Consider the following 24,902-nt stretch of genomic DNA (forward strand, 5'->3'; position numbering starts at 1 on the left):
CTTAATGCATTCAAGGAACACGGTTCGTGAATAATTACCCCAGTCTCGATGACCTGAATGTGTTCATCCATGTGGCACGACGTTCCAGCTTTGTCGGCGCGGCAAACGAGCTGAGCATGTCTGCGGCTTACGTGAGCAAACGCATTCGTTTACTGGAACAGGGCATGGGCGTGGTGCTGTTACATCGCTCGACGCGTCAGGTGTCGATCACCGAAGACGGCGAGCGGGTCTATGAGTGGGCCAAGGGTATTCTGGAGTCGGTGCAGCAGATGGGCGACGAAGTCGCTGCGTTGCACGATGAGCCCAGTGGCCTGCTGCGCGTGGTCAGCAGCCAGGGCTTTGGTCGGCGATTCGTGGCACCCGCGCTGTCGGAGCTGGCTGCGCGCTACCCGAAGCTGGACATCCGTCTGGATATTCAGGACCGGTTGATTGATCTGATCGAGGAGGGCGTCGATCTGGACATCCGGGTCGGCAACGAAATCGCCCCGCACCTGCGTGCCCGGCATCTGGCGAGCAACTGGCGGGTGTTGTGTGCCAGCCCGGCCTATCTTGCGCAACGCGGCGCCCCGATGAGTCTGGCGGAACTGGCCAACCATGACTGTCTGGTGATCAAGGAGCGAGATCGCCCCTTCGGCATCTGGCACTTGAACGGACCGCAGGGTGCGGAAACGGTAAAAGTCACCGGCAGTCTGTCGACCAATCACGGCGAGATTGCCCGCCAGTGGTGCCTTGATGGAAGAGGCGTGTTACTGCGCTCGCTCTGGGACGTGCGCGACGATCTGGCCGAGGGGCGGCTGGTTCGGGTATTGGCAGATTATCGTCAGGACGCGGATATCTGGGCGGTGTACACCTCGCCGCTCATGCGCTCGGCCAAGGTGAGGGTCACGGTGGAGTTTCTGCGTGAGTTTCTGGCGCAGGGTCAAGTCGGGGTGGGTGAGCAGTAATTGGCCGCGTCGCCCTGCCGGCGATGGCAGCAGTTCAGTCGCTGATGTGGCGTCCGGAAAACCGAATCGACGGCAAGCCGCCTCTCATAAAAGCGTACGTTTCAGCCAACAACACGTACCCGGAGAGACAGGCTTGTCCACAAACAGGTCAATGTGCCCCGGCCGCCTTGTTCAGGTCGCCGTCGGTCCATTCGGTGTAGATGCACGCGTCCGCCGCCGCCCAGCGCACCTTCACGGCATCACCTGCCTGCATCGGCATGCCGGTGGCAGACAGCGCCTTGACCGTCATGGCCGTGCCGCCAGCCGTCACCACCGAGCAGGTCTGGCTTTCACCCAGAAACAGCACTTCGGTCACCGTGGCGTTCACCTCGTTCCAGCCCGGCTCAAGCGCAGTGGCTGCCGACTGCTGCAGACTCAGGGCCTGAGCCTTTTCAGGCCGGATCATGGCCAGCACGTCCTGATCGGTCTTCAGGCCATTGGTGATGCGAATCGCCAGCGGACGGCCTTCGAACGTTGCCACGGCGTTGCCCTGGGCCTTGAGCCTGAGGAAATTGGAGTTGCCCAGAAACGAGGCGACGAACGCGTTCGGCGGGTTCTGGTACAAGTCGTAGCCGCTGCCCAGACCGACAATCTTGCCGTGACTGAAAATCGCGATGCGCTGAGACAGGCGCATGGCTTCTTCCTGATCGTGGGTCACGTAGACGATGGTAATACCCAGGCGCCGATGCAACTGACGCAATTCATCCTGCAGGTCTTCACGCAGTTTCTTGTCCAGTGCGCCCAGCGGTTCGTCCATCAGCAGGATGCGCGGTTCGTAGACCAGCGCTCTGGCGATCGCAACGCGCTGTTGTTGACCACCGGACAGCTGAGAAGGGCGGCGATGGGCGAAGGCTTCGAGCTGCACCAGCTTGAGCATGGCGTCGACACGCTTTTCCCGTTCGGCCGCGGGCAGCTTGCGGATGGCCAGCGGAAAGGCGATGTTATCGCGCACGGTCAGGTGCGGAAACAGCGAATAGCGTTGGAACACCATGCCGATGTCCCGCTTGTGTGGCGGCACGTTCACCAGCGACTTGCCTTCCACCAGGATCTCGCCCGAACTGGGCGTTTCAAAGCCGGCCAGCATCGACAGCGTCGTGCTCTTGCCCGAGCCGCTGGAGCCCAGGAAGGTCAGAAATTCACCGTTCTGGATATCCAGAGAAATATTGTCGACGGCAGCGAAATCGCCGTAATGTTTGTTGAGGTTGCACAGACTGACCAGGGTCTTCTGATCGTGTTGCGCGGTGTCTTTGATCACGGCACTCATGAGGTACTCCTGGCTTCGTTGCGGCGACGCAGGGTCGCGGCGATGAACATGACCAACACCGACAGGGCAATCAGCAGTGTCGAGGCGACGGCGATGACCGGGGTCAGGTCCTGACGCAACGTGGTCCACATTTTGACGGGAAGGGTTTGCAGGGTCGGGCTGGCCATCATCACGCTGAGGACCACTTCGTCCCACGACACCAGAAACGCGAACAGCGCACCGGCGATCATGCCGGGACGAATGCCGGGAAAGGTCACCCTGAAGATCGCCTGCAGGCGCGACGCGCCACAGATCACGGCCGCGTCCTCAATCGACTGATCGAACAGCTTCAGCGAGTTGATGATGGAAATAATGGTGAACGGCAGCGCGACGATCACATGGCTGACCACGAACGAGAACAGCGTGCCGGTGTAGCCGAGCTTGAGAAACAGCGCGTAGACCGCCACCGCGATGATGACCAGCGGCACGATCATCGGCAGGGTGAAGATGCCGTACAGCAGGTCGCGACCGGGAAACTTTCCGCGCACCAGCGCAAACGCTGTTGGCAGGCCCAGCGCTACGGCACTGATTGTCGTCAGGATGGCGACCTTGAAGCTCGACATGGCGGCATCCATCCACTCCGGGTTGGAAAAGAACTGCTGATACCACTTGAACGTCCAGCCTGGGGGCGGAAAAACCAGCCACTGGGACGAGCCGAATGACAGCAGCACGATGAACAGGATCGGTAGCAACAGGAACAGCGCAATCAGGCCGGTGGTCAGGTACAGTCCCGATCTCAGGCGAAGGCTCATGGCATTGGGTGTCAGGAGCATGGCGGCTTACCTCCCGTTGCTGGCACCGACCGGAGATTCCGGCTGGAGCTTGAGATAGAAATAGAACAGCACCAGGGTAATCACGATCAACAACGCAGCGGCGGCGCTCGCCAGCCCCCAGTTGAGGAATGATTGCACCTGCTGGACGATGAATTCAGGCAGCATCATGTTCTGCGCGCCGCCCAGTAAGGCAGGGGTCACGTAGTAACCCAGCGACATCACGAACACCATCAGGCCGCCGGAAAACAGACCCGGACGGCACAGTGGCAGAAACACCCGGAAGAAATTGGTCCAGGGACTGGCACCGCAGATGGAGCCGGCCTGCAACACCATCGGGTCGATGGCCTGCATGGTTGCCTGCAGCGGCAGGACGATGAAGGGAATCATGATGTAGCTCATGCCGATCACCACGCCGGTCAGGTTGTGCACCATCTCCAGTGGCTGATCGATGATGCCCATGGCCATGAGGGCCTTGTTGATGACGCCCGAGGCCTGCAACAGCACCAGCCAGGAGTAAGTCCGGGCCAGCAGGCTGGTCCACATCGACAGCAGCACGATGTTCAGGATCCAGCGTCCCCAGCCGCGTGGCACGAGGGTGATCACCCAGGCCAGCGGAAAGCCCAGCAGCAGGCTGAACAGTGTCACCAGGCCTGCGACGGAGAAGGTATTGATCAACACCCGTGAGTAAGCGGAGTTGGCAAACAGTTGCTCGTAGTTGCCCAGCCCCGGAACAGGTTCGAGCACCCCACGCAGCAGTAGACCGATCAAGGGTGCGAAGAAGAACAGCCCCAGAAACAAGAGCGCGGGAATCAGGTTGCGACTGCCGCGCCAGCGTTGTGCCAGAGAGGGGGTTGGCTGCATGTTCGTCGCCTTGCCTGAAACCGCACCGGCGGTGCGCGAGGCACCTCCGGTCGGCTGGGATTGACCGGATGCAACAGCCGTCATTTTTACTTGACCAGCCATTCGTTCCACCGTGTCGCAATGTCCGGACCGTTCTTGGCCCAGTATGCGAAGTCGAGAGTGATTTGGTCTGCGCCATACGCCGTTGGCAGATTCTTGGCCAGAGTCGAGTCAAGACGCGGCACGCTGTCCAGGTTCACAGGCGCGTAGGCGCTCAGGTTGGAGAAGTCGGCCTGGCCTCTGGCGCTGGTGGCTTCGGCGATGAACTTCATCGCTGCGTCTTTGTTTTTGGCACCTTTTGGTACGACCAGAAAGTCGGCCATGACCAGGTTCTGCTTCCAGCTGACGCCGACCGGGGCGCCGTCTTGTTGCAGGGCATAAACGCGGCCGTTCCACATCTGGCCCATCGAGGCTTCACCGGACGCCAGCAACTGCTGGGATTGTGCGCCGCCACCCCACCAGACGATGTCTTTCTTGATGGTGTCGAGTTTCTTGAAGGCGCGATCCAGGTCCAGAGGGTAGAGTTTGTCGGCGGCGACACCGTCAGCCAGCAGGGCAAGTTCAAGCACGCCGGGGCTTGGCCATTTGTACAGCGCCCGTTTGCCGGGGTAGGTCTTGGTGTCGAACATGGCGGTCCAGTCGACGGGCTTTTTGCTGCCCAGCTTGTCCTCGTTATAGCCCAGCACAAACGAGAAGAAGAACGAGCCGACGCCGTGATCGGAAGCGAAGCGGGGATCGATGCGGTCACGCTTGATGGTGTTGAAGTCCAGAGGCTCCAGCAGACCCTCGGCGGCCGCACGCAAAGCGAAGTCGGCTTCGACGTCGACGACGTCCCACTGCACGTTGCCGCTTTCGACCATCGCCTTGAGTTTGCCGTAGTCAGTAGGTCCGTCCTGCACGACGGTGACGCCGCTGGCCTTGGCGAAGGGAACTGCCCACGCCTGCTTCTGGGCGTCCTGCGTCGAGCCACCCCAGCTGACGAAGTTGACACTGTCGGCGGCCATGGCGGCAACACTCGAGAGAGCCAGCACGCCGGCCATCAGTGCCGCCGTTGCACGTTTGTTCAACACCATTTTCACGCCCTCATTTGTTGTGTTTTGAGCGGGCATTTCTTGCCCGCGTAATCGGGAGCAGTAGGTCCAATGGGCCTTTGAAACCAGTCACTGTCAGACGCTTTTTATTGATGCTGTCCCCGTGGCGGAGGCGTCTGACAAATCGTTGCGGCTGTGGAATGTCATATTATGGTATTCCAAACTTTGTGCAAGTATTTTGCCTCTGTACGGCCATCGACCTGCCGTTTTAGCTGCTTGAGACCTTGCGTTTCCAGGCTGTTCCGGCACTGGCGATCAGCAAGTGTTCTGTTGCCCGTTCAAGGGCTCAGCCTGGAAACGGAATGCTTTCAACCACTTCCAGATCGTAACCAGTAAGGCCTGCGTACTTCAGTGGCGGGCCGAGATGACGCAGTTTGCCGACGCCCAGGTCCTGCAATATCTGCGCGCCGGTGCCGACTTCCGAATAGATGCGCGACTGTGAGCGGGTGTACTGGCGTGGCGGCTGGGTGAGATGCGGAATACGTTCCAGCAAGGCCTGCGACGACTCATGATTGGCCAGCACTACGACGATTCCCCGACCTTCTTCGGCGACCTTCTGTAACGCGGCCCAAAGCGTCCAGTTGGCAGGCCCGGTGTATTCGGCACCGACCAGATCGCGCAATGGATCGACCACGTGCACCCGCACCAGCGTGGCTTCGTCGCGGCGCACGTCACCCATCACCATGGCCATGTGCACGCCGCCTTCGATGCGGTCTTCATAAGTGAACAGGCGGAAGTTGCCATGCACGGTGGGCAGTTCACGTTCGCCGATTCTGACGACGGTGTGTTCGGTGCTCAGGCGGTAATGGATCAGGTCGGCGATGGTGCCGATGCGGATACGGTGTTTCTCGGCGAAGCGCTCCAGTTCCGGACGACGTGCCATGGTGCCGTCATCGTTCATGACTTCGACAATGACTGAGGCGGGCGTGAAACCGGCAAGCCGAGCCAGGTCGCAACCGGCTTCTGTGTGACCGGCACGGGTCAACACGCCACCCTCGCGAGCACGCAGCGGGAAGATGTGGCCCGGTTGCACGAGGTCTTCCTGCGACGCTTGCGGGTTGACCGCCGCCTGAACAGTGCGGGCACGATCTGCCGCGCTGATACCGGTCGTCACGCCCGTGGCCGCCTCGATGGAAACGGTGAACGCGGTGGCGAAGACACTGCCATTGCTGGGCACCATCTGTTCCAGGCCCAGACGCTGACAATGTTCATCTGTCAGGGTCAGGCAGATCAGCCCTCGCGCCTCACGCGCCATGAAACTGATGGCTTCAGGCGAGCAGCGATCTGCAGCCAGCAGCAGATCACCTTCATTTTCGCGGTCTTCGTCATCGACAAACAGGACCATCTTTCCCTGACGATAGTCTTCAATGATGTCTTCGATACGATCGAATGCCATGGTCGGATCCCGGTGTTATGGATGAATTATTGTGGTATACCATAAGACAGAATATTTCACAGATTCCCTATCATTGAAACAGTGAGATCAAGATGAAGGCTTATTGGATTGCACAGGTCGACGTGACCGACCCTCAGCAGTACAGCGAATATACCCAGCGCGCGCCAGCCGCCTTCGCATTATTTGGTGGCAAATTCATGGCTCGCGGTGGCCGGTCGGAAGCGCTGGAAGGACGAACGACACCGCAACGCACCGTGGTGATTGAATTCGAGTCGTATGAACAGGCGATTGCCTGCTATCGATCACCTGAGTATCAGGAAGCCATGAGCCATCGAAAGGGCGCATCGAAGGCCGAGATCGTGATTGTTGAAGGCATGGGTTAGTCATCGGCAAGGGGCGGGCTGGTAAACCGCATTCAGCGCATTCTAGACTGTGTACCCACCTGTATTAACGGACTAACCACAGTGCATGCTCCCGCTCCGACGATTGTCATTCAGTGCCTGGCCGAGACCCATCTGGAAAACCTTGCCGCGCTTTACAACGACCCTGCCGTTTGCCGTCAGGTCTTGCAGATGCCCTATCAGTCGATCGAGGTTTGGCGCAAACGCTTGGCCGCCAGCAATGAGCGGCAGATAAAGTTGGTGGCAGTGCACGGCAGTGAGGTGATCGGTCATATCGGTCTTGAACAATATTCACGTATTCGTCAGACCCATGTCGGCGGTATTGGCATGGTTGTGGCCCCGTCCTGGCACCGTAGGGGCATCGGTTCGAAGCTGCTGACCGCCGCGCTTGAAGTCGCCGATAATTGGATGAACCTGCGCCGCGTCGAACTGACCGTGTACGCCGATAACCAGCCTGCCATCGGCTTGTATGAGAAATACGGTTTCGAAACGGAGGGGCTGTTGCGTCAATACGCAGTGCGCGATGGTGTGATGGTTGATGCGCGGACCATGGCACGGTTGCGCTGAGTCACAACGGTCAAAGGTACGCGGCGGCTTCGGGACAGCGCCAGGCAAGCCGTTTTCACCGAATGAAATGCACCTTCCCGATGTCGTCATTACCGATGTAAATGCCATACACCCCCGCCTGGCGTTCTTGGATATAACGCTCCAGGATCTGGCGGATGGCGGGGTAGTAGATGCTGTCCCACGGAATCTCTTCAGGAGCGAAGAATTTGTAATCCAGCGTTTCGGGGCCGAACTGGCCGGTGATTTCCAGCGCGATGGCGCGGAAGATGATGTAGACCTCGCTGATCCGCGGCACGCTGAAGATCGAGTAGGGCGAGATGATTTCGCCGCGTACGCCGCTTTCCTCCCACACCTCTCGCAATGCCGCCTGTTCGGTGGTTTCGCCACTCTCCATGAAGCCAGCAGGCAAAGTCCAGGTGCCGGGACGTGGCGGGATCGCACGCTGGCACAGCAGGTACTTGCCTTCCTGCTCGATGATGCAGCCAGCGATGATCTTCGGATTGACGTAATGGATGTACTGGCAACTGCCGCACATCAGCCGCGCATGGGTGTCGCCCGAAGGGATGCGCTGATCGAGATCAGCGCTGCCACATTGGGGACAGAAGCGCGGCAGTCCCATTTCATCGACCTATGCGAGGTTCTTTCAGGGCCACCGGCGCCACGATCTCACGGACCTTGGCGTCGTCGTCCTGTTTGGATTTGAGGTACTCGAGCGCGACACGGGCGGCATTGCGAACATGATCGACCGACGCCTGATGCGCGGCCAGCGGGTCGCCGCTCTTGATGGCTTCAACGATCAGTTCCATTTCCTTGTTGCTGGCGCCGCGACGGTTTTCCTGGGATACCGAGGTGGCACGCAGGTAACTGATACGGGCCTGCAACTGACGAAGCTGGGTGGCGGCTACATGATTGCCCGAACCTTCCAGCAACACGTCGTAGAAACCTTGTACCGAATCGATGACCTGTTGCAGTTCGCCTTCCTTGAGCGATTGACGGTTCACTTCCAGGGCTTTTTCCAGCGCCTTGATGTCCTTGGGCCTGGCACGGAGGGTGAACAGTTGAACGATCAGCCCCTCCAGCACACACCGCAGCTCGTAGATGTCGCAGGCATCTTCCAGTGTGATGATGGCGACTCGAGGTCCCTTGGCATCGGCAAATTCCACCAGACCCTCGGACTCCAGATGACGCAGCGCCTCGCGCACCGACGTACGGCTCACACCCAGACGATCACACAAGTCACGCTCGACCAGACGGTCTCCCGGAAGCAGCTGGAAGTTCATGATCGCGCTGCGCAATTTGTCCAGCACGATCTCCCGCAGAGTCACGGGGTTGCGGTTGACCTTGAAGTTGTCGTCGAGTGGCAGGCGTTTCATCGGGTGTGCTCGGAGTGGGGCTGTCAGATAAAAAACACGGCCTTTGGACGCTGGCCGCGTTCATGTCGGCGGCCCGCGTTTCGTGCGGGCTGCTGCATGGCCCGGAGCTGTAGACCGGGTCGCGGCCGAGTTTATCACGCTGTTGCCTGCCTCCACCAAAACCGGCCCGAAGCGTCAGACCAGAGCGGGCAGAGCGCCCATCTTGCCGCGATGGTAGACCATCGGCGTAACAGGCGTTGCCGGCAGAATCAGGTTCTTGACTGCGCCGACGATGATCGCGTGGTCCCCGCCATCGTATTCACGCCACAACTCGCACTCGATGATCGCAGTGGCGTTATTGAGCAGTGGGTTGCCCAGATCGCTCAGGTGCCACTCGATGCCCTTGGTCTTTTCCTTGCCTTTGCTGGCGAAGGCATAGGCCTCCGCCTGTTGGTCTGCCGAGAGCAGATGAATCGCGAATTTCCTGCCGTCGCGCAGTACAGGGTAAGTGTCCGACGCGTAGTTGGGGCAGAACAGCACCAGTGCCGGGTCGATGGATAACGCACTGAATGCACTGGCAGTAATGCCGACCAGATTGCCTTCCGGGTCCAGCGCAGTGACGATGGTGACGCCTGAGGGGAACGACGCCATCACTTCTTTATAAATACCGGGTTCGATCATCGCAGCGGCCTCGTTAACGCATTACAAATGGATCAGGCATGGGCGCCTGCGAAAGGTTGATCCACACCGTTTTCAGTTCGGTGTAGGCCAGCACAGAGTCTATCCCGCTCTCGCGGCCATAGCCGCTGTTTTTGAAACCGCCGATAGGGGCCATTGCCGAAACGGCACGGTAGGTATTGACCCAGATGATCCCGGAGCGGATATCGCGAGCCAGGCGGTGCGCGCGCCCCAGGTCGCGGGTCCAGATGCCCGCAGCCAGGCCAAACTGCGAGTCGTTGGCAATCGCCAGCGCCTCGGCCTCGTCCTTGAAACGGATCACGGAAGCCACCGGACCGAACACTTCTTCCTGCATGATCTTCATCGAATTGCGGTCGCATTCGAACAGCGTGGGTTCATAAAACCAGCCGTCGCTGGCCAGTTCCGGCCGCTTGCCGCCCAGACGCAAGCGTGCGCCTTCGGCCAGTGCATCAGCGACCAGCCCTTCGACCACCGCCAATTGTTGAGCCGTGGCCATCGGTCCCATTTCGGTCGTTTCGTCCTGCGGGTTACCGATGCGAATACGGCTGGCGCGTTCGATCAGCCGTTCGACGAATTCGTCGTATATCTCGTCCTGTACCAGCAGCCTTGAGCCGGACACGCAGCTCTGGCCCGACGCTGCGTAGATGCCCGCGACAGCACCGTTGATGGCACTGTCCAGATCAGCGTCGGCAAAAATGATGTTGGGTGACTTGCCGCCCAGTTCCAGCGACAGTCTGGCGAAGTTCTCGGCGCTGCTTCTGACCACATGGCGAGCCGTGGCAGCGCCGCCGGTAAAGGCGATCTTGCGCACCAGCGGATGCCGGGTGAGGGCAGCGCCCGTGGTCGGACCGTAACCGGTGATGACGTTGACGACACCCGGCGGAATGCCTGCTTCAAGCGCCAGACGGGCCAGCTCCAATACCGTAGCGGAGGCATGTTCGGAAGGCTTGAGCACGATGGTGTTGCCCGCCGCCAGCGCCGGAGCGAGCTTGATGGCGGTCAGGTACAGCGGACTGTTCCATGGAATGATGCCAGCCACTACGCCCATCGGTTCGTGGACGGTGTAGGCGAACAGGTCTGGCTTGTCGAGGGGCAGGGTGCCGCCTTCGAGCTTGTCGGCCAGCCCGGCGGTGTAATGAAAGAACTCGGGCAGGTAGCTGACCTGACCACGGGTTTCACGGATCAGCTTGCCGTTGTCGCGGCTTTCCAGCTGCGCCAGTTGCTCCTTGTTCTCGGCAATCAGATCGCCCAGCCTGCGCAGCAATTTGCCTCGCGCCGTGGCGGTCAGTCCGCGCCATGCCGGGCTTTCGAAGGCTTTCTGGGCGGACTGCACGGCACGCGCCACGTCCGCTTCGTCAGCGTCGGGCAATTGCGCCCATGGCTGGGCCAGTGCCGGGTTGAGGCTGTCGAAGGTCTTGCCTGAAAGTGCGTCGACCCAGAGGCCGTCGATGCACATCTGAAAACGGGTGAGGCTCATGCAACGATCCCCTTTATCGAGTTGTGAACACGCGCCGACTTGTCGAGAAAGTCCAGCAGTACCTGATTGACCAGGCGCGGCGACTCCACCGGCATCATGTGGCGCTGATCAGGCAGTATCGCCACCTCCGCACCCTTGATGCGCATGGCCAGTTCCCGTGCCATTTCAGGCGTGGAGCCTGGGTCCAGTTCGCCGGTGGCGATCAGTGTCGGTGCGCGAATATCGCCCAGATCGTCGGCGCGGTACATATCCTGTGTGGCAAACAGCTTGTACGTGGTGAGGTAACCCTGCGGATCGTTGCTTGCCAGATTCTGGCGGATGGCGGCGATCTGCGCCGGATTGGCTGCCTGATACTCGCGACTGAACCAGCGTGAAAGTGCTTCGGCCGCGTTGGCGTCCGGGCCGTGCTCGGCGGCCTGACTTGTGCGAGCGATAACGCCTGCACGCTGTTGCGGACTGCGATTGAACACGCTGTTGAGGATCACCATGGCCGACAGATGCTGTGGAAAATGCAGCGCGAAGGCCCGTGCAACCAGGCCGCCCATCGAGAATCCGATGACCGACGCCTGCGGCAGGCCCAGATGCTCCAGCAGCTCGCGCAACTGTTCGGCATAGCCTGGCAGACCGGTGTCCGGATCAGGCCGCGGGCTGGCACCATGGCCCAGCATGTCATAAGCAATGACTTGGTAATGCGGGGCCAGCCCGACGATCTGGCCGCCCCACATTTCCTTGTTCAGGCCCACCCCGTGAATCAACACCACGGGGTGGCCTTGGCCGGTGGCCAGATAACTGGTACCCGCCGGGGTGCATTCAGCGGTGAGCTGATTCATGGATCGCTCCTGCGCAGACATGGATGAAGGGGATCACTGCGCTTTTTCAGCGGCCAGTTCTTCCAGGTCGATGTAGCGGTTGCCGATGCGCGGATGCAGACGACCGCCGTTGGCTGCACCCAGCACCACGACAATTTCGTCGGCGCGAGGCGAGTCTTCGATGTGCATTTCCAGGGTGATGTAATGCGAGCGCAAGCCTTCGTCATCCTTGTGCATCATCGGAATCTGAATGGAAGTACCCGGTCCGCCACGCTTGTTGGTGAAGCTCAGGTAGCTTTTGGCCTTGACCGCTTCGCGGTAGTGGTTGCCGAAGCGCAGTGTGTGAATCACCGCCGACGCATGCTCGATTTCGCCGTCGGCACCCACGACTGCAGCTTTGCCATAGGCTTCGATTTTGTCGGCACCGCCAATGGCATCGGTCAGACGCTTGACCATCAGTTCGCCCAGATCCGAGCAATTGGCGCGAATTTCAGGTTTCAGGTCTTCGACAAAACCATTGCCCAGCCATGGGTTTTTCATCACCACCGCCAGCCCGACCATGGTCACTGGCTTGTCAGTGGCCTTGCCGCCCTCGATGAAGGTTTCCTCGGTGTAATTGACGATCTTGCGGATTTCAAAGCTCATGAAGGACTCCCGGAATGAGCACTGTTGTATTTCGTATGATGGTATACCATAAGATTGCTCGCGCAAGCGTTTTTCTTGATGTGTGGCGGTGATGCAGATGACGGCGAGGACCAGCCACCCGCATGACCATTCGTCCGGTCCCGGAACCATCGCTTTGAACACGCGCCCTCATGTCGTGACAGATATTCGGTGAGCGATTGATCGCTCAGCCAATTTTTCACTTCAGGAGAGCCAAGAATGAAAGCCATCGTCTACAACGGGCCGCGCGATGTCAGTGTCAAGAACGTGCCGGACGCGAAGATCGAGAAGCCGACCGATGCTCTTGTCAGAGTGACGACCACCAATATCTGCGGCTCCGATCTGCACATGTACGAGGGCCGCACTTCGTTCGAGACCGGGCGCATCTTCGGTCACGAAAACATGGGTGAAGTGATCGCCGTCGGCGCAGGTGTCGACCGCATCAAGGTCGGCGACCGGGTCTGCCTGCCGTTCAACATTGGCTGCGGTTTCTGCGAAAACTGTGAAAAAGGCCTGACCGGTTTCTGTCTGACGGTCAATCCGGGCAGCGCGGGCGGGGCCTATGGCTTTGCCGATATGGGCGACTACGCAGGTGGGCAGGCTGAACTGCTGCGCGTCCCGTATGCCGACTTCAATTGCCTGTTGTTGCCGGAAGACGCTGTCGAGAAGGAAGACGATTACGTCATGCTGTCCGACATCTTTCCTACCGGCTGGCACGCCACTGAACTGGCCGGACTACTGCCAGGCGAGAGCGTCGCGATCTACGGCGCAGGTCCGGTCGGCCTGATGGCTGCGCACTCGGCGATGATCAAAGGTGCGTCGCAGGTGTTCGTGGTGGACAACCACCCGGACCGGCTCGCCCTGGCGGCGAAGATGGGCGCCACGCCGATCAACTCGGCCGAACAGGAAGCGGTCGAGCAGATTCTCAACCTGACCCATGGCAAAGGCACCGACCGCGGCTGTGAATGCGTCGGCTATCAGTGCTGTGACCGCCATGGCCACGAGGCCAACCACTTGACCATGAATAACCTGGTGGCTTCGACCAAGCCTACCGGCGGAATCGGTGTTGTTGGCGTATTCGTCCCTCAGGATCCGGGCGCCAAAAGTGACTTGGCGAAGGAAGGCAAGATGGCCTTCGATTTCGGTGCCTTCTGGTTCAAGGGTCAGCAGATCCGCACCGGTCAGGCCAACGTCAAGGCGTACAACCGTCGCCTCGCCGAGCTCATCCACCATGGACGTGCCACACCGTCGCAGATCATTTCTCACCGTCTGAAACTGGAAGAAGGTCCTGAGGCCTACAAGCACTTCGACGCCCGTGATAACGGCTGGACCAAAGTGGTGCTCAAGCCCGCTGCCTGATTGCAGCATCAGACCAGATGCCCACGTCGTTGCGGCGGCGTGGGCTTCATATTCAAGGAGACCCCTATGGAAGACTTCAAGAACTATCCAAAACCACCGTTTCCCAAGCAGGCTCAGAAAGTACCGGGTGAGCAGGGCAAGATGGAACCCTATCCCGATTGTGGCGAGAAGAGCTACACCGGGCATGGTCGTCTGAAGGACAAGATTGCGTTGATCACCGGGGCCGACAGCGGCATCGGTCGTGCTGTGGCCATTGCCTTTGCCCGTGAAGGTGCCCAGGTTGCGATTTCCTATCTTGACGAGCATGAAGATGCCAAGGAAACCGCGCGCTGGGTCGAAGAGGCTGGCCGGAAATGCCTTTTGCTGCCGGGCGATCTGGCGAAGAAGGAGCAGTGTGAATACATCGTGAGCAAGACCGTTGAAGAGTTCGGTCGCATCGATGTGCTGGTCAACAATGCTGCGTTCCAGATGAGCCACGAAACCCTGGAAGAAATCAGCGACGAAGAATGGCTGATGACCTTCGATGTGAACATCACCGCGATGTTTCGCATCTGCAAGGCCGCAGTGCCGCACATGGGGCGAGGCGGGTCGATCATCAATACCAGTTCGGTGAACTCGGATATGCCCAAGGCGACATTGCTGCCTTATGCCACGACCAAAGGCGCGATTGCCAACTTCACCGCAGGCCTTGCACAAATGCTGGGTGAGAAGGGCATTCGCGTTAACAGCGTAGCGCCGGGGCCGATCTGGACGCCGTTGATCGTCTCGACCATGCCGGAAGAAGAAGCATCGAACTTCGGCAGCCAGACACCGTTGGGCCGCCCTGGCCAGCCGGTGGAGGTGTCGCCGATCTATGTCCTGCTGGCTTCGGACGAAGCGAGCTACATCTCGGGCACACGCTATGGTGTGACCGGTGGCAAGCCGATTCTTTAAGGTCTTGAAATGGCCCGCGAGGGCAGCGTCGTAATGGACGTTGCCTGAATCGCGGGCTTTTTTTATGTGCTTTTTTCAGCCTTTCACATTTTCTTGCCATCGGATCAGGCAGGCTGGAACTGGACACGATGGTCGATGACCTCGCGAAGTCGCTTGACCATTAGGGGTATACACCCCTAAATTCGTTTCAGTATTTTTCGAGCGCGCACCTCGCGCTCCTCGCAACGACCCATGGAGAGTTGCCATGTATCCTGATGTACAGCTTTATATAGACGGCCAATGGCGCGCCAGCCGCGACGGCCGCACGATTTCAGTGATCAACCCTGCAACCGGCGATTCGCTCGGCACGGTCGCCCATGCAGGCATCACAGACCTGGACGAGGCACTGGTTGCCGCCGAGAAAGGCTTTACCACCTGGCGCAACACCTCGGCTTACGACCGTTACAAGATCATGCAGAAGGCCGCAAATCTGGTTCGCGAGCGTGCCGATGGTATCGCCCGGATCATGACGCAGGAGCAGGGCAAGCCGCTGGCTGAAGCGCGCATGGAGACCCTGTCCGCCGCCGACATGATCGACTGGCTGGCCGAAGAAGGCCGCCGCAGCTATGGCCGCATCGTGCCGTCGCGGGGTGTGAACATCGAACAGAAGGTCGTCAAGGAGCCGGTCGGCCCGGTTGCCGCGTTTACGCCCTGGAACTTCCCGATCAATCAAGTGGTGCGCAAACTGTCGTCTGCGCTGGCTGCCGGTTGCTCGATCATCGTCAAGGCGCCGGAAGAAACACCGGGTTCGCCTGCCGAACTGATCCGCGCATTCGCGGACGCTGGCGTACCCGCCGGTGTGATCGGCCTTGTGTATGGTGATCCTGCAGAAATCTCCAGCTACCTGATCCCGCATCCTGTGATCCGCAAGGTCACCTTCACTGGCTCGACGCCCGTCGGCAAACAACTTGCGGCATTGGCTGGTAAGCATATGAAGCGTGCCACCATGGAGCTGGGCGGCCACGCGCCCGCATTGGTCTTTGACGACGCTGACATTGATCTTGCTGCGCGGGTCCTGGCAACGGCCAAGTTCCGTAACGCCGGTCAGGTCTGTGTCTCACCGACCCGCATTCTGGTGCAGCGCAAGGTGCTGGCAGCATTCACCGAGAAGTTTGTCGGTCTGACGCGGGAGATCAAGGTTGGCAATGGCCTTGAGAGCGGCACCACGATGGGGCCGGTTGCCAACGACCGCCGTATCCCTGCGCTGGTGGATCTTGTCGAAGACGCTGTGAAGAGCGGTGCGACCCTGGCAGCCGGTGGCAAGGCAGTGGAAGGGCCGGGCTACTTCTTCGAACCGACCGTTCTAAGCGGGCTGACCCCGGCCATGCGCATCATGAACGAGGAGCCGTTTGGTCCTGTTGCACTGCTGGTGCCGTTCGACACGGTGGAAGAGGCGATTGCCGAATCCAACCGGGTGCCGTTCGGCCTGGCGTCCTATGCGTTCACCACGTCGATGAAGACTGCCCAGGCGCTGAGCACATATATCGAAGCCGGCATGTTGTCGATCAATCACCAGGGCATTGGTCTGCCTGAAGTCCCGTTTGGCGGGATCAAGGATTCCGGCTATGGCTCAGAAGGCGGTACCGAGGCCATCGAGGCGTACCTGAATACCAAGCTGGTCACTCAGTACAGCTGAGGCTTTGTCCGGAAAAATGAAAACGGCCGCGATGTCTGCACATCGTGGCCGTATTTTTAACCCGGTTCGATCAGTCCCGAGCCTGAATGCCGGTCTGTTTCATGACCAGGTTCTTTTCTTTCTTGTACTGCAGCGCCACTTCAGGCGCAGGACCACTCTGGCCGGTTTCCATCCACTTGCGCAGGCGACTGGCGTCGGCAAAGTGCGTGTACTTGCCGAACGCATCCAGAATGACCACCGACACAGGACGGTTGGCCATGGTCGTCAACAGCACCAGACAGTGCCCGGCCTGATTGGTGAAGCCGGTCTTGGTCAGCTTGATGTCCCAGTTTTCCTTGCGAACCAGGTGGTCAGTATTGTTGAACACCAGGCTATAGGCTGGCTTGCGGAACGTCACGGTCTTGGTTTCGGTGGTGCTCAGTTCGCTCAGCATCGGGTATTTGCGCGCGGCCATGACCAGCTTGGTCAGGTCGCGGGCCGTCGACACGTTGTAAACCGACAGGCCGGTGGGTTCGACATAGGCGGTGTGCTTCATGCCCAGCGCCTTGGCTTTGGCGTTCATCGCCAGGATGAAGGCTGGATAGCCACCCGGATAGCTGTGCGCCAGGCTGGCAGCTGCGCGGTTTTCCGAAGACATCAGGGTAATCAGCAACATGTCCCGACGGTTCATTTCGCTGCCCAGCTTGACGCGGGAGAACACGCCCTTCATTTCCGGTGTCTGGGAAATATTGACCGGGATGACTTCGTCCATCGACTGTTTGGCGTCCAGCACCACCATCGCCGTCATCAATTTGGTGACAGAAGCAATTGGCACGATCACGTCAGGGTTACTGGAATACAGTACTTTGTCGGTTTGCAGGTCGATCACCATGGCGCTTCCTGAAGCCAGGTGCAGATTGGAGGGATCGCGATTGAGAGCAGCGGTTTCGTTTGCCAGGATGGAAGTGGAAAATACCGAACCCGTAAGTACACATAATAGGCCCAGAACAGACAGACGGATTTTCAAGAACAAGGCTCACTCGATAAGGTGCGTAAAAGGAAGGAACACGCAATAACCCGGCATTTTATGAGCAGGCTTTCACTTATGTCGATGGGCGTTGTAGGACGTTTCGTCAATAAAATCGGAAAACAGCGCTTCGTTAAGTTGCGGTTAAGTAGGAAAAGTGTTCAAAACGGCCTGCGCCTTGAATATTCGTGGTGCTGCAAGCCTGCACCGATTAGCATTCCCAGCCATCGAAGATCATGGATTCAAGGAGTCGCGTAATGCTCAAAGGGTTTATCGGCAAGGATTACGTTGTTCTGGTAATCGCCGCATCGCTGGTTGCCGTGCTGCTGTTGCTGGCCGGCTTTTTTACCCGCCCTTCGGACTGGGCAGGCTGGATGCAGGCCATTGCCCTTATCGTCGGCATGATGGTCGCGATTGCCGTGCCTGCCATCCAGCGCAGGCAGGAAGCCCTTGTGGCCCATAAGCAAGTGCGTGATCGCGAGACAGGCTATGCCCGGCGCATGCAGTACCTGTGCGGCGAGTTGAGCGAATTGCACGGGCGGATCAACCTGAACCTTGCGCATCTTCGCGCCAGTGATCGCCATAGCCTCAAGTTCACGCTGCAGGATTATCTGCATCGCCTGTTCGAATCCCACAAACAGGACCTGAACGACGATCGCGTGGTTCTGGCCTACGAACTGCGTCAGGTGGCCAATGACCTGATCGACGAACTGGACAGCGGTCGCAATGATCGCGTGGTGTTCATGGCACTGGAAAAGCGTCTGCAGAAGCTGACCCATCGGTGTCAGGTCAATGCGGCGATGGCCGAGCGGACGTGATCGAGTCCGGCTCCGGAGTTCGAGCACGCGGCGTCACGCAGAGCCCGCTAAGCACGACAATGTCGTGTTGCAGATATCCCAGATAAAAAAAACCGCATCCATCTATGCGGTCAAGCAAGAGTGCGGAGCAACGCACGAAGTACGGTGAGCAACCGGGCAGGGCGTCAGCTATGCAGGACGCGGCTTTTCAGTTCCTCGGAAAAAGCCTGGGCGACAGGCAGGGAGGCAAAGGGGCCGCTGACAGGTTCACCATCCTGAATGAGGTACCAGCACGCCAACAGACCGCGCTCTCTGAGCGGAGCCGGAACTGCGCTGCCTACTACCGACATGATTTGAACGTTGTTCATAGCGACCTCCATCTGTTCATGGGGCTTACTGTACGTTCAGATCGCGGCAGGCAGAAATCGACGCTCTCAATAGTCGTCATTGACAGGAACGAGGGTTGAACACGTTGCAGTGCAGAGCAGGGGTGTGCGCAAGACATGAAAAACCCGCCAATGAAGGCGGGTTTTTTGTGCCGTTACCAGCGGCCGTGTGGGCCGTAGCCTTGGTAATAACCTGGAGGCGGGCCGTCATAACGACGGTAGTAGCGTGGCGGCGGAGCCGGATAGCGCTCTACCACTTCATAGGCCGGCTGGTAATAGACCACGGGCGGCGGAGGTGGCGGCGCGTAGTAGACCTGCTGCACGGGCGGCTGATAATAGACCGGCTGACGCTCGACATAGACCGTTCTGTCACGGCTGGAAGATACCGCTGCTCCCACCACGGCCGCGCCGACCAGCGCACCTACCACGGCTGGGCCACCCCAGCCACGATGATCGGCGTTCGCCTGGCCTGCCAGAGCCAACGCACCTATAAACAAGGCAATCTTGGGGATTTGACGAATCATGAGTGTTCCTCGCTTTCAACCCGTTGTCGCGGGCCTGCATTAAGCTCAAGCACTGCCACGGGATAACTCTAAGACATCGAATTTGTAAAAAACTGCGAAATCGTTGAGTAAATTTTATGTAAGGTGTTTTCAATCCAGAATGCCGGGCAACTTCATTCGGGTCAGCCAGGCGCAGTGTACGCCTGGCACACAGCTTTAATCCAATACCGTTCGGGAGAAAAACATGGCCATTACTGCCAACCGGGACACGTTATTGTGCATGTCCATGGCGGCGCGCCCTGGAAACTTCGGCGTGCGTTTCCATAATCATCTTTATGAACAGTTGGGGCTCAACTATTACTACAAGGCCTTCGCGCCCAATGACATCGCGGCAGCGGTAGCGGGAATCCGTGCGCTGGGCATTCGTGGCAGCGCCGTTTCCATGCCATTCAAGGAAGACTGCATTGCGCTTGTGGACGAGCTGGATGCGTCGGCCGCGGCGATCCAGTCGATCAACACCATCGTCAACACCGACGGACATCTGAAAGCGTTCAATACCGATTACATCGCTGTCGCCCAATTGATGCAAAGCCATGCAGTACCCCATACGCCGTTCGCCTTGCGCGGCAGTGGCGGAATGGCAAAGGCGGTTGCCTGTGCGCTGCGTGATGCGGGCTTTACCGACGGTTTGATTGTGGCGCGCAACGAGCAGGCGGGGAAACGCCTGGCCGACACCTGTGGTTTTCGCTGGCAGTCCGAATTGGGCGATGAGCGTCCTGCACTGCTGGTCAACGTCACGCCACTGGGCATGACGGGGCCGCAGTCTGATGAGCTGGCGTTCGATGAGGCGGCGATCAGTGCTGCACAGACCGTTTTCGATGTAGTAGCCACGCCTGCGGATACACCGCTGATTCAGGCTGCCCGACGTCTCGGTAAGAAGGTCATCAGCGGAGACGAGGTGGCCGCGATTCAGGCGTTGGAGCAGTTCGTACTGTACACCGGCACCCGCCCGACCGATGAGCAGTACCAAAAGGCGGCGGCTTTCGCCCTAGGCTGAGCCGCCGGCCTGTCAGTGCTGTTCGAGTCTGGCCAGACGCTCTTCAAGAGCGGCCACGCGGGCTTCGAGTTCTTCGATACGCTCGTTCGACGCGACGGTGGCGGTGCTGCGGTCCGGCGCGCTCTGGCGCTGGGCGAGCAGCGCCTGCAGGTCTTCAGGATTGCCCAGCGCGTGCATGTAACGGTCCTCGCGCTGGCCTGCCTGACGCGGTATCAGGGTCGCCAGACCTCTGGCGATCAGACGTTCGAGTTGATGAACGACCTGCTCGGCGTCTTCGAAATCGTGCATGCGATTGCTGCGTGTGAGCAGCTCATTGACGGTCTGCGGGCCTCGCAGCAACAGCAGGCCGGTCAGGATGACTTGCGCGGGCACCAGCTCCAGACCCTTGTCGACCCTGTGTTCCCAACGGTCGGCGCGGCTGCCCATCACCAGACGCGTCAAGCCTTGGCCTTCCAGTGCTCGCAGGCTCTGGCCGACCTGGCCTTGAGTCAGGTTCATCACCGGGTCGCGGCTGGTCTTCTGGTTGCAGGCCAGCACCAATGCATTGAGGGTCAGCGGGTAGGTCTCGGGATTGGTCGCCTGCTTTTCGATCAGGCAGCCCAGAATGCGTACTTCGGTACTGCTGAGCTGCAAGCTCCCGGCAGCGTCGGGCGTTTCGGTCGAGGAGGGTTCGGTGGACATGGACGCTTCCCTGAGTAATGACGGTGGAACAGACTATGAGCTGTTGCAGCTTTTTGCCAGCGCATCCGCACCTGCGCCGAAAAGACTGACGGCCTTTCGTGTCAGGCAGGTCTATAATTGCGGCTTTCTCAATCAGGATATGTCATGTCTATTTCCCTGTATGCCGCTTCGATTCCTGTCTTCCAGCAAATGCTCAATGCGTTGAGCGACGTTCTGACCAAGGCTGAAGCCCACGCGACCGAGAAGAAAATTCAGCCGCCAGCGCTGCTTCAGGCACGTCTGTTCCCGGACATGCTGCCGTTCACCCGTCAGGTGCAGATTGCGGTGGACTTCGCCAAGGGGGCCTCGGCGCGTCTGGCGGGTGTCGAGATTCCACAATATGAAGACACTGAAACCAGCTTTGCCGAATTGCAGGCCCTGCTGGCCAAGACGCTCGAGTTCATCGGCAGCATCAAACCCGAGCAGGTCGATGGCAACGAAGGCATTGAAATCGTGCTGCGTCCCGGCACCGAGAAAGAGCGTCGTTTGAATGGCCAGGCGTACCTGTTGAGCTACGCCTTGCCGCAGTTCTTCTTCCACGTCACTACCGCTTACGACCTGCTGCGCCACAATGGCGTCGAGATCGGCAAGCGTGACTTCATGGGCAAGTTTTAAAGCTGCCGATGTAAGCCGGATCTTCGTGGTTGTCGTTGCGCGAATGCCGCGTGTAACGACGCCACAGTCGCTTCAAATTCGTTTCTGCGTTTCGTGATCTCAAATGAAGGCCCATCCAGTGGATGGGCCTTCATCGTTGTTCTGGAGTGTTGATGTTACTGCCCATCCTGCTGTTGTCGGCCGCCGGGTTTACCGTGCTGACCACAGAATTCGTCATCGTCGGCCTTTTGCCTGCCATGGCCCGAGATCTTCTCGTCACGGTGCCGCAGGCGGGCCTGCTGGTGACCCTGTTTGCCTTTACCGTGGCCACTTTCGGCCCGTTCCTGACGGCGTATTGCTCACGCTTCAATCGCAAGCGTCTGTTTGTCGGCATCCTGATGCTGTTCGGGCTTTCCAATGCGCTGGCCGCTCTGGCACCTGACATCGCGGTGATGGGGGTCGCCCGGCTGATTCCTGCGCTGGGGCTGCCAGTGTTCTAGGCGCTGGCCAGTGAAACGGCCGTGGATATCGTCGGTCCGCAATTCGCGGGGCGGGCGATTGCCCGGATCGGTTTCGGGATCGTCTGTGCCACCGTGTTCGGTATTCCCGTCGGCACGCTGATTTCCGATGCGTTCGGCTGGCGCACGGCGTTTGCAGCCCTGTCGGCGCTGGCCTTCGCCAAGGCGCTGCTGTTGACCGTTTACCTGCCCGGCACCGTCGTCAAAAAAGAACCGGTGTCGATGCTCAGTCAATTCGGCATCCTGCGCAGCCCGCTGATGCAGGGTCACGTCCTGCTTTCTGTTCTGGTCTTCAGCGGCATGTTCACGGCTTACACCTACCTGGCCGATATGCTGGAGCGCCTGGCTGGCTTCGATGGCTCGCTGGTCGGCTGGTGTCTGATGGGCTTTGGTGCAGTCGGCCTGCTCGGCAATTCGCTGGGCGGACGCATGGTCGATCGCCATCCGCTGATCGCCAGTCTGGTGTTCTGCGCATTCATGGTGGTGGGCATGGTGGCAGTGGTGCCGAGTATCCATTCCTGGTTCGCTCTGGCGCTCGCGCTGTCAGTATGGGGTATCACTCAGGCCGCCCTGTTTCTGGTCAGCCATGTGCGACTGATCAAGGCGGCGCCTCAGGCACCGGCCTTCGCTGCATCACTGAACATTGCCGGCGCCAATCTGGGAATCGGCATCGGTGCGATCATCGGCGGGCGTGTGATTGATCATCTGGGGCTGGGCAGGGTGGGCTTCGCTGCAGCCGGGATTATCGTTCTGGCAATCCTGCTGGGCTGGGTGTTGATGAAGAGCAAGCCGACACCTGTCGCGGCCTAAACGGTGTCAGTGAACAATTGGTTACGGGCACCCTCGGCGATGGCGACCACGCCGGGGTGCCTGACCTTGCGTTCTACGGTAATGGCGTAGACCGATTCGGTCACCGCATCGGTGTGGCCGATGATCTCCACGCCATACTGACTCTGTACCTCGCCAGCGATCACGGTGGGCGCTACGAATACGCCACTGCCTGATTTTCCGAAAGCCTTCATCAACGCGCTGTCATCGAATTCGCCCACAATCCGTGGCTGGATTTTCAATTCGGCGAACCAGCGCATCAGGCGACCCCGTACCACGGTTTCCTGACCCGGTATCAGCAGAGGAGCGCCCTGCATGCAGTGCGGAAAATCGGCTCCGATGCGTTCGGCCACTTCACGGGTCGCAAAAAAACTCACGCCGCATTCCCCCAGCTTCTGACTATGCCCCTTGATGTCGAGGTGAGGCGGCATCGGGCTGTCGGATATCACCAGATCCAGGCGTTGAATCGCAAGATCGGCCAGCAGCCGTTCAAGCTTGTCCTCGCGACAGGTGATGCGTATCGATCCCTCCAGGTCCATGGTCGGCGCAAGCAGGTGGTAAACGATGGATTTGGGCACCACATCGGCCACACCTATCCGAAACAGCAATTGCTGTTCGTCAGGGTTTGAGCTCAGCAGGGCCTCAAGCTCGTTGCCCAGTTGAAACATCTGCTCGGCATAGGGCAGGGCCATTCGGCCTGCCTCGGTCATCTCCAGTTGCCGACCCACGCGCTGGAAAAGATCCACGCCCAGGGTCGATTCCAGCAGACTGATCTGGCCGCTGACGGTTTGCGGCGTGAGGTTCAGTTGCTCGCATGCACGAACAATGCTGCCGGTCTTGGCCACGACCCAGAAGTAGTGAAGCTGCCGATAGTTGAGCATGTCTATTCCCGATTCGTTAAAACCGAAGTATATCGTTTGTAAAATCGAATTTTCCGGATGTTTCCGCTTCTCTAGAATGCTGTTCCAACGCCGGACCCAACCTACTGTCCGGCCTTGGCTACCGAGGGACACATGAAAAAATCATTTTACGCTGTACTTTTGGCCGGTTCGCTGTTGGTAATGGCAGGGTGCGATCAGATTGAGTCGTCCTCCAAGCAGATACTGAGCACGGCGGCCGATTCAGCCAAAAAAGCAATCGACGACACCCACCAGGCCGCGACCAAGGCGGTTGACGAGGCCAAACGGGAACTTTCGGTGCTGGAACCGGCACCAAGCTCCGCTGAACCCGAAAGCAAGTCCGGTAAAGAAATCTAACATTCGTTCAACTATTGGCTCAGGCAGGGCAGTGATCTATGGAATACCTATTGGAACTTGCGACCAGTCCGGCTGCGTGGATTGCGCTGGCGACGCTGGTCGTGATGGAAGTCGTACTGGGTATCGATAACCTGATCTTCATTTCGATCATCACCAACAAGCTGCCGGAGCATCAGCGCGAGAAGGCGAGGAAGCTGGGTATCGGCATGGCGCTGGTCATGCGCCTGGGCCTTTTGAGCACTGTGGCGTACATCGTGCAGTTGACCGAGCCCGTGTTTGAAATGTTCGGTCAGGCCTTCTCCTGGAAGGACATGATCCTGATCGCTGGTGGCCTGTTCCTGGTCTGGAAAGCGACCACGGAAATCCATCACAGCATGGACGTGAAGACCGAGGAAGAGAAAACCCTGAGCGCGACTGTGGCGTTGACCATGGGTAGCGCGATCGTTCAGATCCTGATGCTGGACCTGGTGTTCTCCATCGACAGTATCATCACCGCTGTGGGCATGACTGAGCACTTGCCGATCATGATCATCGCTGTAGTGAGTGCCGTGGTCGTGATGCTGGTCGCCGCCAACCCGCTGGCGAAGTTCATCAACGACAACCCGACCGTGGTGATGCTGGCGCTGGGCTTCCTGATCATGATCGGTATGACGCTGATCGCCGAAGGCTTCGGTGCCCATGTTCCGAAGGGCTATATCTACGCCGCCATGACGTTCTCGGCAGCGATTGAAGGCCTGAACATGATGGTCCGCAGGGCCAAGCGCAAGAAGGCGGCACGACTGGCTTCCCACGCCTGATCACACGTCGCACAAAAAAACGGTCGGCCCGAGTCATCGGGTCGACCGTTTTGCGTTTC

At 59.2% G+C, this 24,902-nt stretch carries 27 protein-coding genes and 1 pseudogene; 12 read left to right on the top strand and 16 right to left on the bottom strand.

What is annotated here, in order from left to right; all coding sequences use genetic code 11:
* The first annotated feature begins 26 nt into the window (after window positions 1-26).
* Entirely contained in the window at window positions 27-944 is a 918-nt protein-coding gene (locus tag JTJ32_RS05300) for a LysR substrate-binding domain-containing protein (RefSeq protein WP_210041295.1), read from the top strand.
* A gap of 148 nt (window positions 945-1,092) precedes the next feature.
* Here JTJ32_RS05300 and JTJ32_RS05305 read toward each other — a convergent pair whose 3' ends face one another.
* The 5 genes from JTJ32_RS05305 to ribBA form a co-directional block, all read right to left on the bottom strand.
* Entirely contained in the window at window positions 1,093-2,247 is a 1,155-nt protein-coding gene (locus JTJ32_RS05305) for an ABC transporter ATP-binding protein (RefSeq protein WP_099230305.1), read from the bottom strand.
* Window positions 2,244-3,059: an ABC transporter permease gene (locus JTJ32_RS05310; RefSeq protein WP_099230307.1), complete on the bottom strand. Its 816-nt coding sequence runs from the start codon at window positions 3,057-3,059 to the stop codon at window positions 2,244-2,246. The genes JTJ32_RS05305 and JTJ32_RS05310 overlap by 4 nt, the downstream gene beginning before the upstream one ends.
* Before the next feature lie 6 nt (window positions 3,060-3,065).
* Window positions 3,066-4,022, bottom strand: coding sequence for an ABC transporter permease (locus tag JTJ32_RS05315; protein ID WP_184322891.1), 957 nt, complete (start codon window positions 4,020-4,022; stop codon window positions 3,066-3,068).
* On the bottom strand, window positions 4,007-5,032 hold the full coding sequence (locus JTJ32_RS05320; protein WP_210041297.1) for an ABC transporter substrate-binding protein: 1,026 nt from the start codon (window positions 5,030-5,032) through the stop codon (window positions 4,007-4,009). The genes JTJ32_RS05315 and JTJ32_RS05320 overlap by 16 nt, the downstream gene beginning before the upstream one ends.
* 304 nt (window positions 5,033-5,336) lie before the next feature.
* Window positions 5,337-6,446: a bifunctional 3,4-dihydroxy-2-butanone-4-phosphate synthase/GTP cyclohydrolase II gene (gene ribBA / locus JTJ32_RS05325; RefSeq protein ID WP_210041299.1), complete on the bottom strand. Its 1,110-nt coding sequence runs from the start codon at window positions 6,444-6,446 to the stop codon at window positions 5,337-5,339.
* A 92-nt stretch (window positions 6,447-6,538) separates the two neighbouring features.
* Here ribBA and JTJ32_RS05330 point away from each other — a divergent pair, with 92 nt between their 5' ends.
* Window positions 6,539-6,829 carry a DUF1330 domain-containing protein gene (locus JTJ32_RS05330; RefSeq protein ID WP_099230315.1) on the top strand — a complete coding sequence of 97 codons (291 nt, stop codon included), beginning with the start codon at window positions 6,539-6,541 and terminating at the stop codon, window positions 6,827-6,829.
* A gap of 81 nt (window positions 6,830-6,910) precedes the next feature.
* On the top strand, window positions 6,911-7,414 hold the full coding sequence (locus tag JTJ32_RS05335) for a GNAT family N-acetyltransferase (RefSeq protein ID WP_099230317.1): 504 nt from the start codon (window positions 6,911-6,913) through the stop codon (window positions 7,412-7,414).
* Window positions 7,415-7,469: 55 nt separating this feature from the next.
* Here JTJ32_RS05335 and JTJ32_RS05340 read toward each other — a convergent pair whose 3' ends face one another.
* The 6 genes from JTJ32_RS05340 to JTJ32_RS05365 form a co-directional block, all read right to left on the bottom strand.
* Window positions 7,470-8,033 (bottom strand): NUDIX hydrolase, encoded by a 564-nt coding sequence (locus tag JTJ32_RS05340; RefSeq protein WP_184322887.1) that lies wholly within the window; start codon window positions 8,031-8,033, stop codon window positions 7,470-7,472.
* A gap of 1 nt (window position 8,034) precedes the next feature.
* Window positions 8,035-8,787 carry a GntR family transcriptional regulator gene (locus tag JTJ32_RS05345; RefSeq protein WP_099230321.1) on the bottom strand — a complete coding sequence of 251 codons (753 nt, stop codon included), beginning with the start codon at window positions 8,785-8,787 and terminating at the stop codon, window positions 8,035-8,037.
* A 174-nt stretch (window positions 8,788-8,961) separates the two neighbouring features.
* On the bottom strand, window positions 8,962-9,447 hold the full coding sequence (locus tag JTJ32_RS05350; protein ID WP_210041300.1) for a flavin reductase family protein: 486 nt from the start codon (window positions 9,445-9,447) through the stop codon (window positions 8,962-8,964).
* A 13-nt stretch (window positions 9,448-9,460) separates the two neighbouring features.
* Window positions 9,461-10,942 carry an aldehyde dehydrogenase gene (locus tag JTJ32_RS05355; RefSeq protein ID WP_210041302.1) on the bottom strand — a complete coding sequence of 494 codons (1,482 nt, stop codon included), beginning with the start codon at window positions 10,940-10,942 and terminating at the stop codon, window positions 9,461-9,463.
* Entirely contained in the window at window positions 10,939-11,772 is an 834-nt protein-coding gene (locus JTJ32_RS05360; RefSeq protein ID WP_004884821.1) for an alpha/beta fold hydrolase, read from the bottom strand. The genes JTJ32_RS05355 and JTJ32_RS05360 overlap by 4 nt, the downstream gene beginning before the upstream one ends.
* A gap of 33 nt (window positions 11,773-11,805) precedes the next feature.
* Window positions 11,806-12,396 (bottom strand): amino acid synthesis family protein, encoded by a 591-nt coding sequence (locus tag JTJ32_RS05365; RefSeq protein WP_184322885.1) that lies wholly within the window; start codon window positions 12,394-12,396, stop codon window positions 11,806-11,808.
* Window positions 12,397-12,633: 237 nt separating this feature from the next.
* Between JTJ32_RS05365 and JTJ32_RS05370 the strand changes: the two genes are divergently transcribed.
* The 3 genes from JTJ32_RS05370 to JTJ32_RS05380 all read left to right on the top strand — a co-directional run bounded on the left by JTJ32_RS05370 (window position 12,634) and on the right by JTJ32_RS05380 (window position 16,381).
* A complete protein-coding gene (locus JTJ32_RS05370; protein ID WP_099230329.1) occupies window positions 12,634-13,773 on the top strand; it encodes a glutathione-independent formaldehyde dehydrogenase in 1,140 nt (379 codons plus the stop codon).
* 66 nt (window positions 13,774-13,839) lie between these two features.
* Complete coding sequence (locus tag JTJ32_RS05375) at window positions 13,840-14,706, top strand: SDR family oxidoreductase (RefSeq protein WP_099230331.1); 867 nt, start codon at window positions 13,840-13,842, stop codon at window positions 14,704-14,706.
* Window positions 14,707-14,950: 244 nt separating this feature from the next.
* Window positions 14,951-16,381, top strand: a complete 1,431-nt coding sequence (locus tag JTJ32_RS05380; protein ID WP_099230333.1) for an NAD-dependent succinate-semialdehyde dehydrogenase — start codon at window positions 14,951-14,953, stop codon at window positions 16,379-16,381.
* Window positions 16,382-16,451: 70 nt separating this feature from the next.
* Here JTJ32_RS05380 and pbpG read toward each other — a convergent pair whose 3' ends face one another.
* Window positions 16,452-17,393, bottom strand: coding sequence for a D-alanyl-D-alanine endopeptidase (gene pbpG / locus JTJ32_RS05385; protein ID WP_099230335.1), 942 nt, complete (start codon window positions 17,391-17,393; stop codon window positions 16,452-16,454).
* A gap of 251 nt (window positions 17,394-17,644) precedes the next feature.
* Between pbpG and JTJ32_RS05390 the strand changes: the two genes are divergently transcribed.
* On the top strand, window positions 17,645-18,205 hold the full coding sequence (locus JTJ32_RS05390) for a hypothetical protein (RefSeq protein WP_099230337.1): 561 nt from the start codon (window positions 17,645-17,647) through the stop codon (window positions 18,203-18,205).
* A 164-nt stretch (window positions 18,206-18,369) separates the two neighbouring features.
* Here JTJ32_RS05390 and JTJ32_RS05395 read toward each other — a convergent pair whose 3' ends face one another.
* Both JTJ32_RS05395 and JTJ32_RS05400 read right to left on the bottom strand, forming a co-directional pair.
* Window positions 18,370-18,552, bottom strand: coding sequence for a hypothetical protein (locus JTJ32_RS05395; protein WP_004884834.1), 183 nt, complete (start codon window positions 18,550-18,552; stop codon window positions 18,370-18,372).
* A 173-nt stretch (window positions 18,553-18,725) separates the two neighbouring features.
* Window positions 18,726-19,094: a hypothetical protein gene (locus tag JTJ32_RS05400; RefSeq protein WP_004884836.1), complete on the bottom strand. Its 369-nt coding sequence runs from the start codon at window positions 19,092-19,094 to the stop codon at window positions 18,726-18,728.
* Window positions 19,095-19,317: 223 nt separating this feature from the next.
* Here JTJ32_RS05400 and JTJ32_RS05405 point away from each other — a divergent pair, with 223 nt between their 5' ends.
* Complete coding sequence (locus tag JTJ32_RS05405) at window positions 19,318-20,130, top strand: shikimate 5-dehydrogenase (protein WP_210041304.1); 813 nt, start codon at window positions 19,318-19,320, stop codon at window positions 20,128-20,130.
* Between the two features lie 12 nt (window positions 20,131-20,142).
* On the opposite strand, the gene JTJ32_RS05410 is transcribed toward JTJ32_RS05405, so the two are convergent.
* Window positions 20,143-20,811 carry a YceH family protein gene (locus tag JTJ32_RS05410; RefSeq protein WP_210041306.1) on the bottom strand — a complete coding sequence of 223 codons (669 nt, stop codon included), beginning with the start codon at window positions 20,809-20,811 and terminating at the stop codon, window positions 20,143-20,145.
* Between the two features lie 144 nt (window positions 20,812-20,955).
* On the opposite strand from JTJ32_RS05410, the gene JTJ32_RS05415 reads away from it, so the two are divergent.
* The gene (locus JTJ32_RS05415; protein ID WP_099230343.1) at window positions 20,956-21,465 is read left to right on the top strand and encodes a DUF1993 domain-containing protein; all 510 of its coding nucleotides are present in this window, start codon (window positions 20,956-20,958) and stop codon (window positions 21,463-21,465) included.
* Between the two features lie 152 nt (window positions 21,466-21,617).
* Window positions 21,618-22,772 (top strand): annotated as a pseudogene (locus JTJ32_RS05420) (MFS transporter).
* Here the strand turns inward: JTJ32_RS05420 and nhaR are convergent.
* The gene (gene nhaR / locus JTJ32_RS05425; RefSeq protein ID WP_210041308.1) at window positions 22,769-23,671 is read right to left on the bottom strand and encodes a transcriptional activator NhaR; all 903 of its coding nucleotides are present in this window, start codon (window positions 23,669-23,671) and stop codon (window positions 22,769-22,771) included. The pseudogene JTJ32_RS05420 and the gene nhaR sit on opposite strands and share 4 nt — an antisense overlap.
* Before the next feature lie 132 nt (window positions 23,672-23,803).
* On the opposite strand from nhaR, the gene JTJ32_RS05430 reads away from it, so the two are divergent.
* Complete coding sequence (locus JTJ32_RS05430; RefSeq protein WP_099230347.1) at window positions 23,804-24,046, top strand: hypothetical protein; 243 nt, start codon at window positions 23,804-23,806, stop codon at window positions 24,044-24,046.
* A 38-nt stretch (window positions 24,047-24,084) separates the two neighbouring features.
* Window positions 24,085-24,843, top strand: coding sequence for a TerC family protein (locus JTJ32_RS05435; protein WP_099230349.1), 759 nt, complete (start codon window positions 24,085-24,087; stop codon window positions 24,841-24,843).
* The last annotated feature ends 59 nt before the right edge of the window (window positions 24,844-24,902 follow it).

Source organism: Pseudomonas alliivorans (assembly GCF_017826695.1).
Lineage (GTDB): Bacteria > Pseudomonadota > Gammaproteobacteria > Pseudomonadales > Pseudomonadaceae > Aquipseudomonas > Aquipseudomonas alliivorans.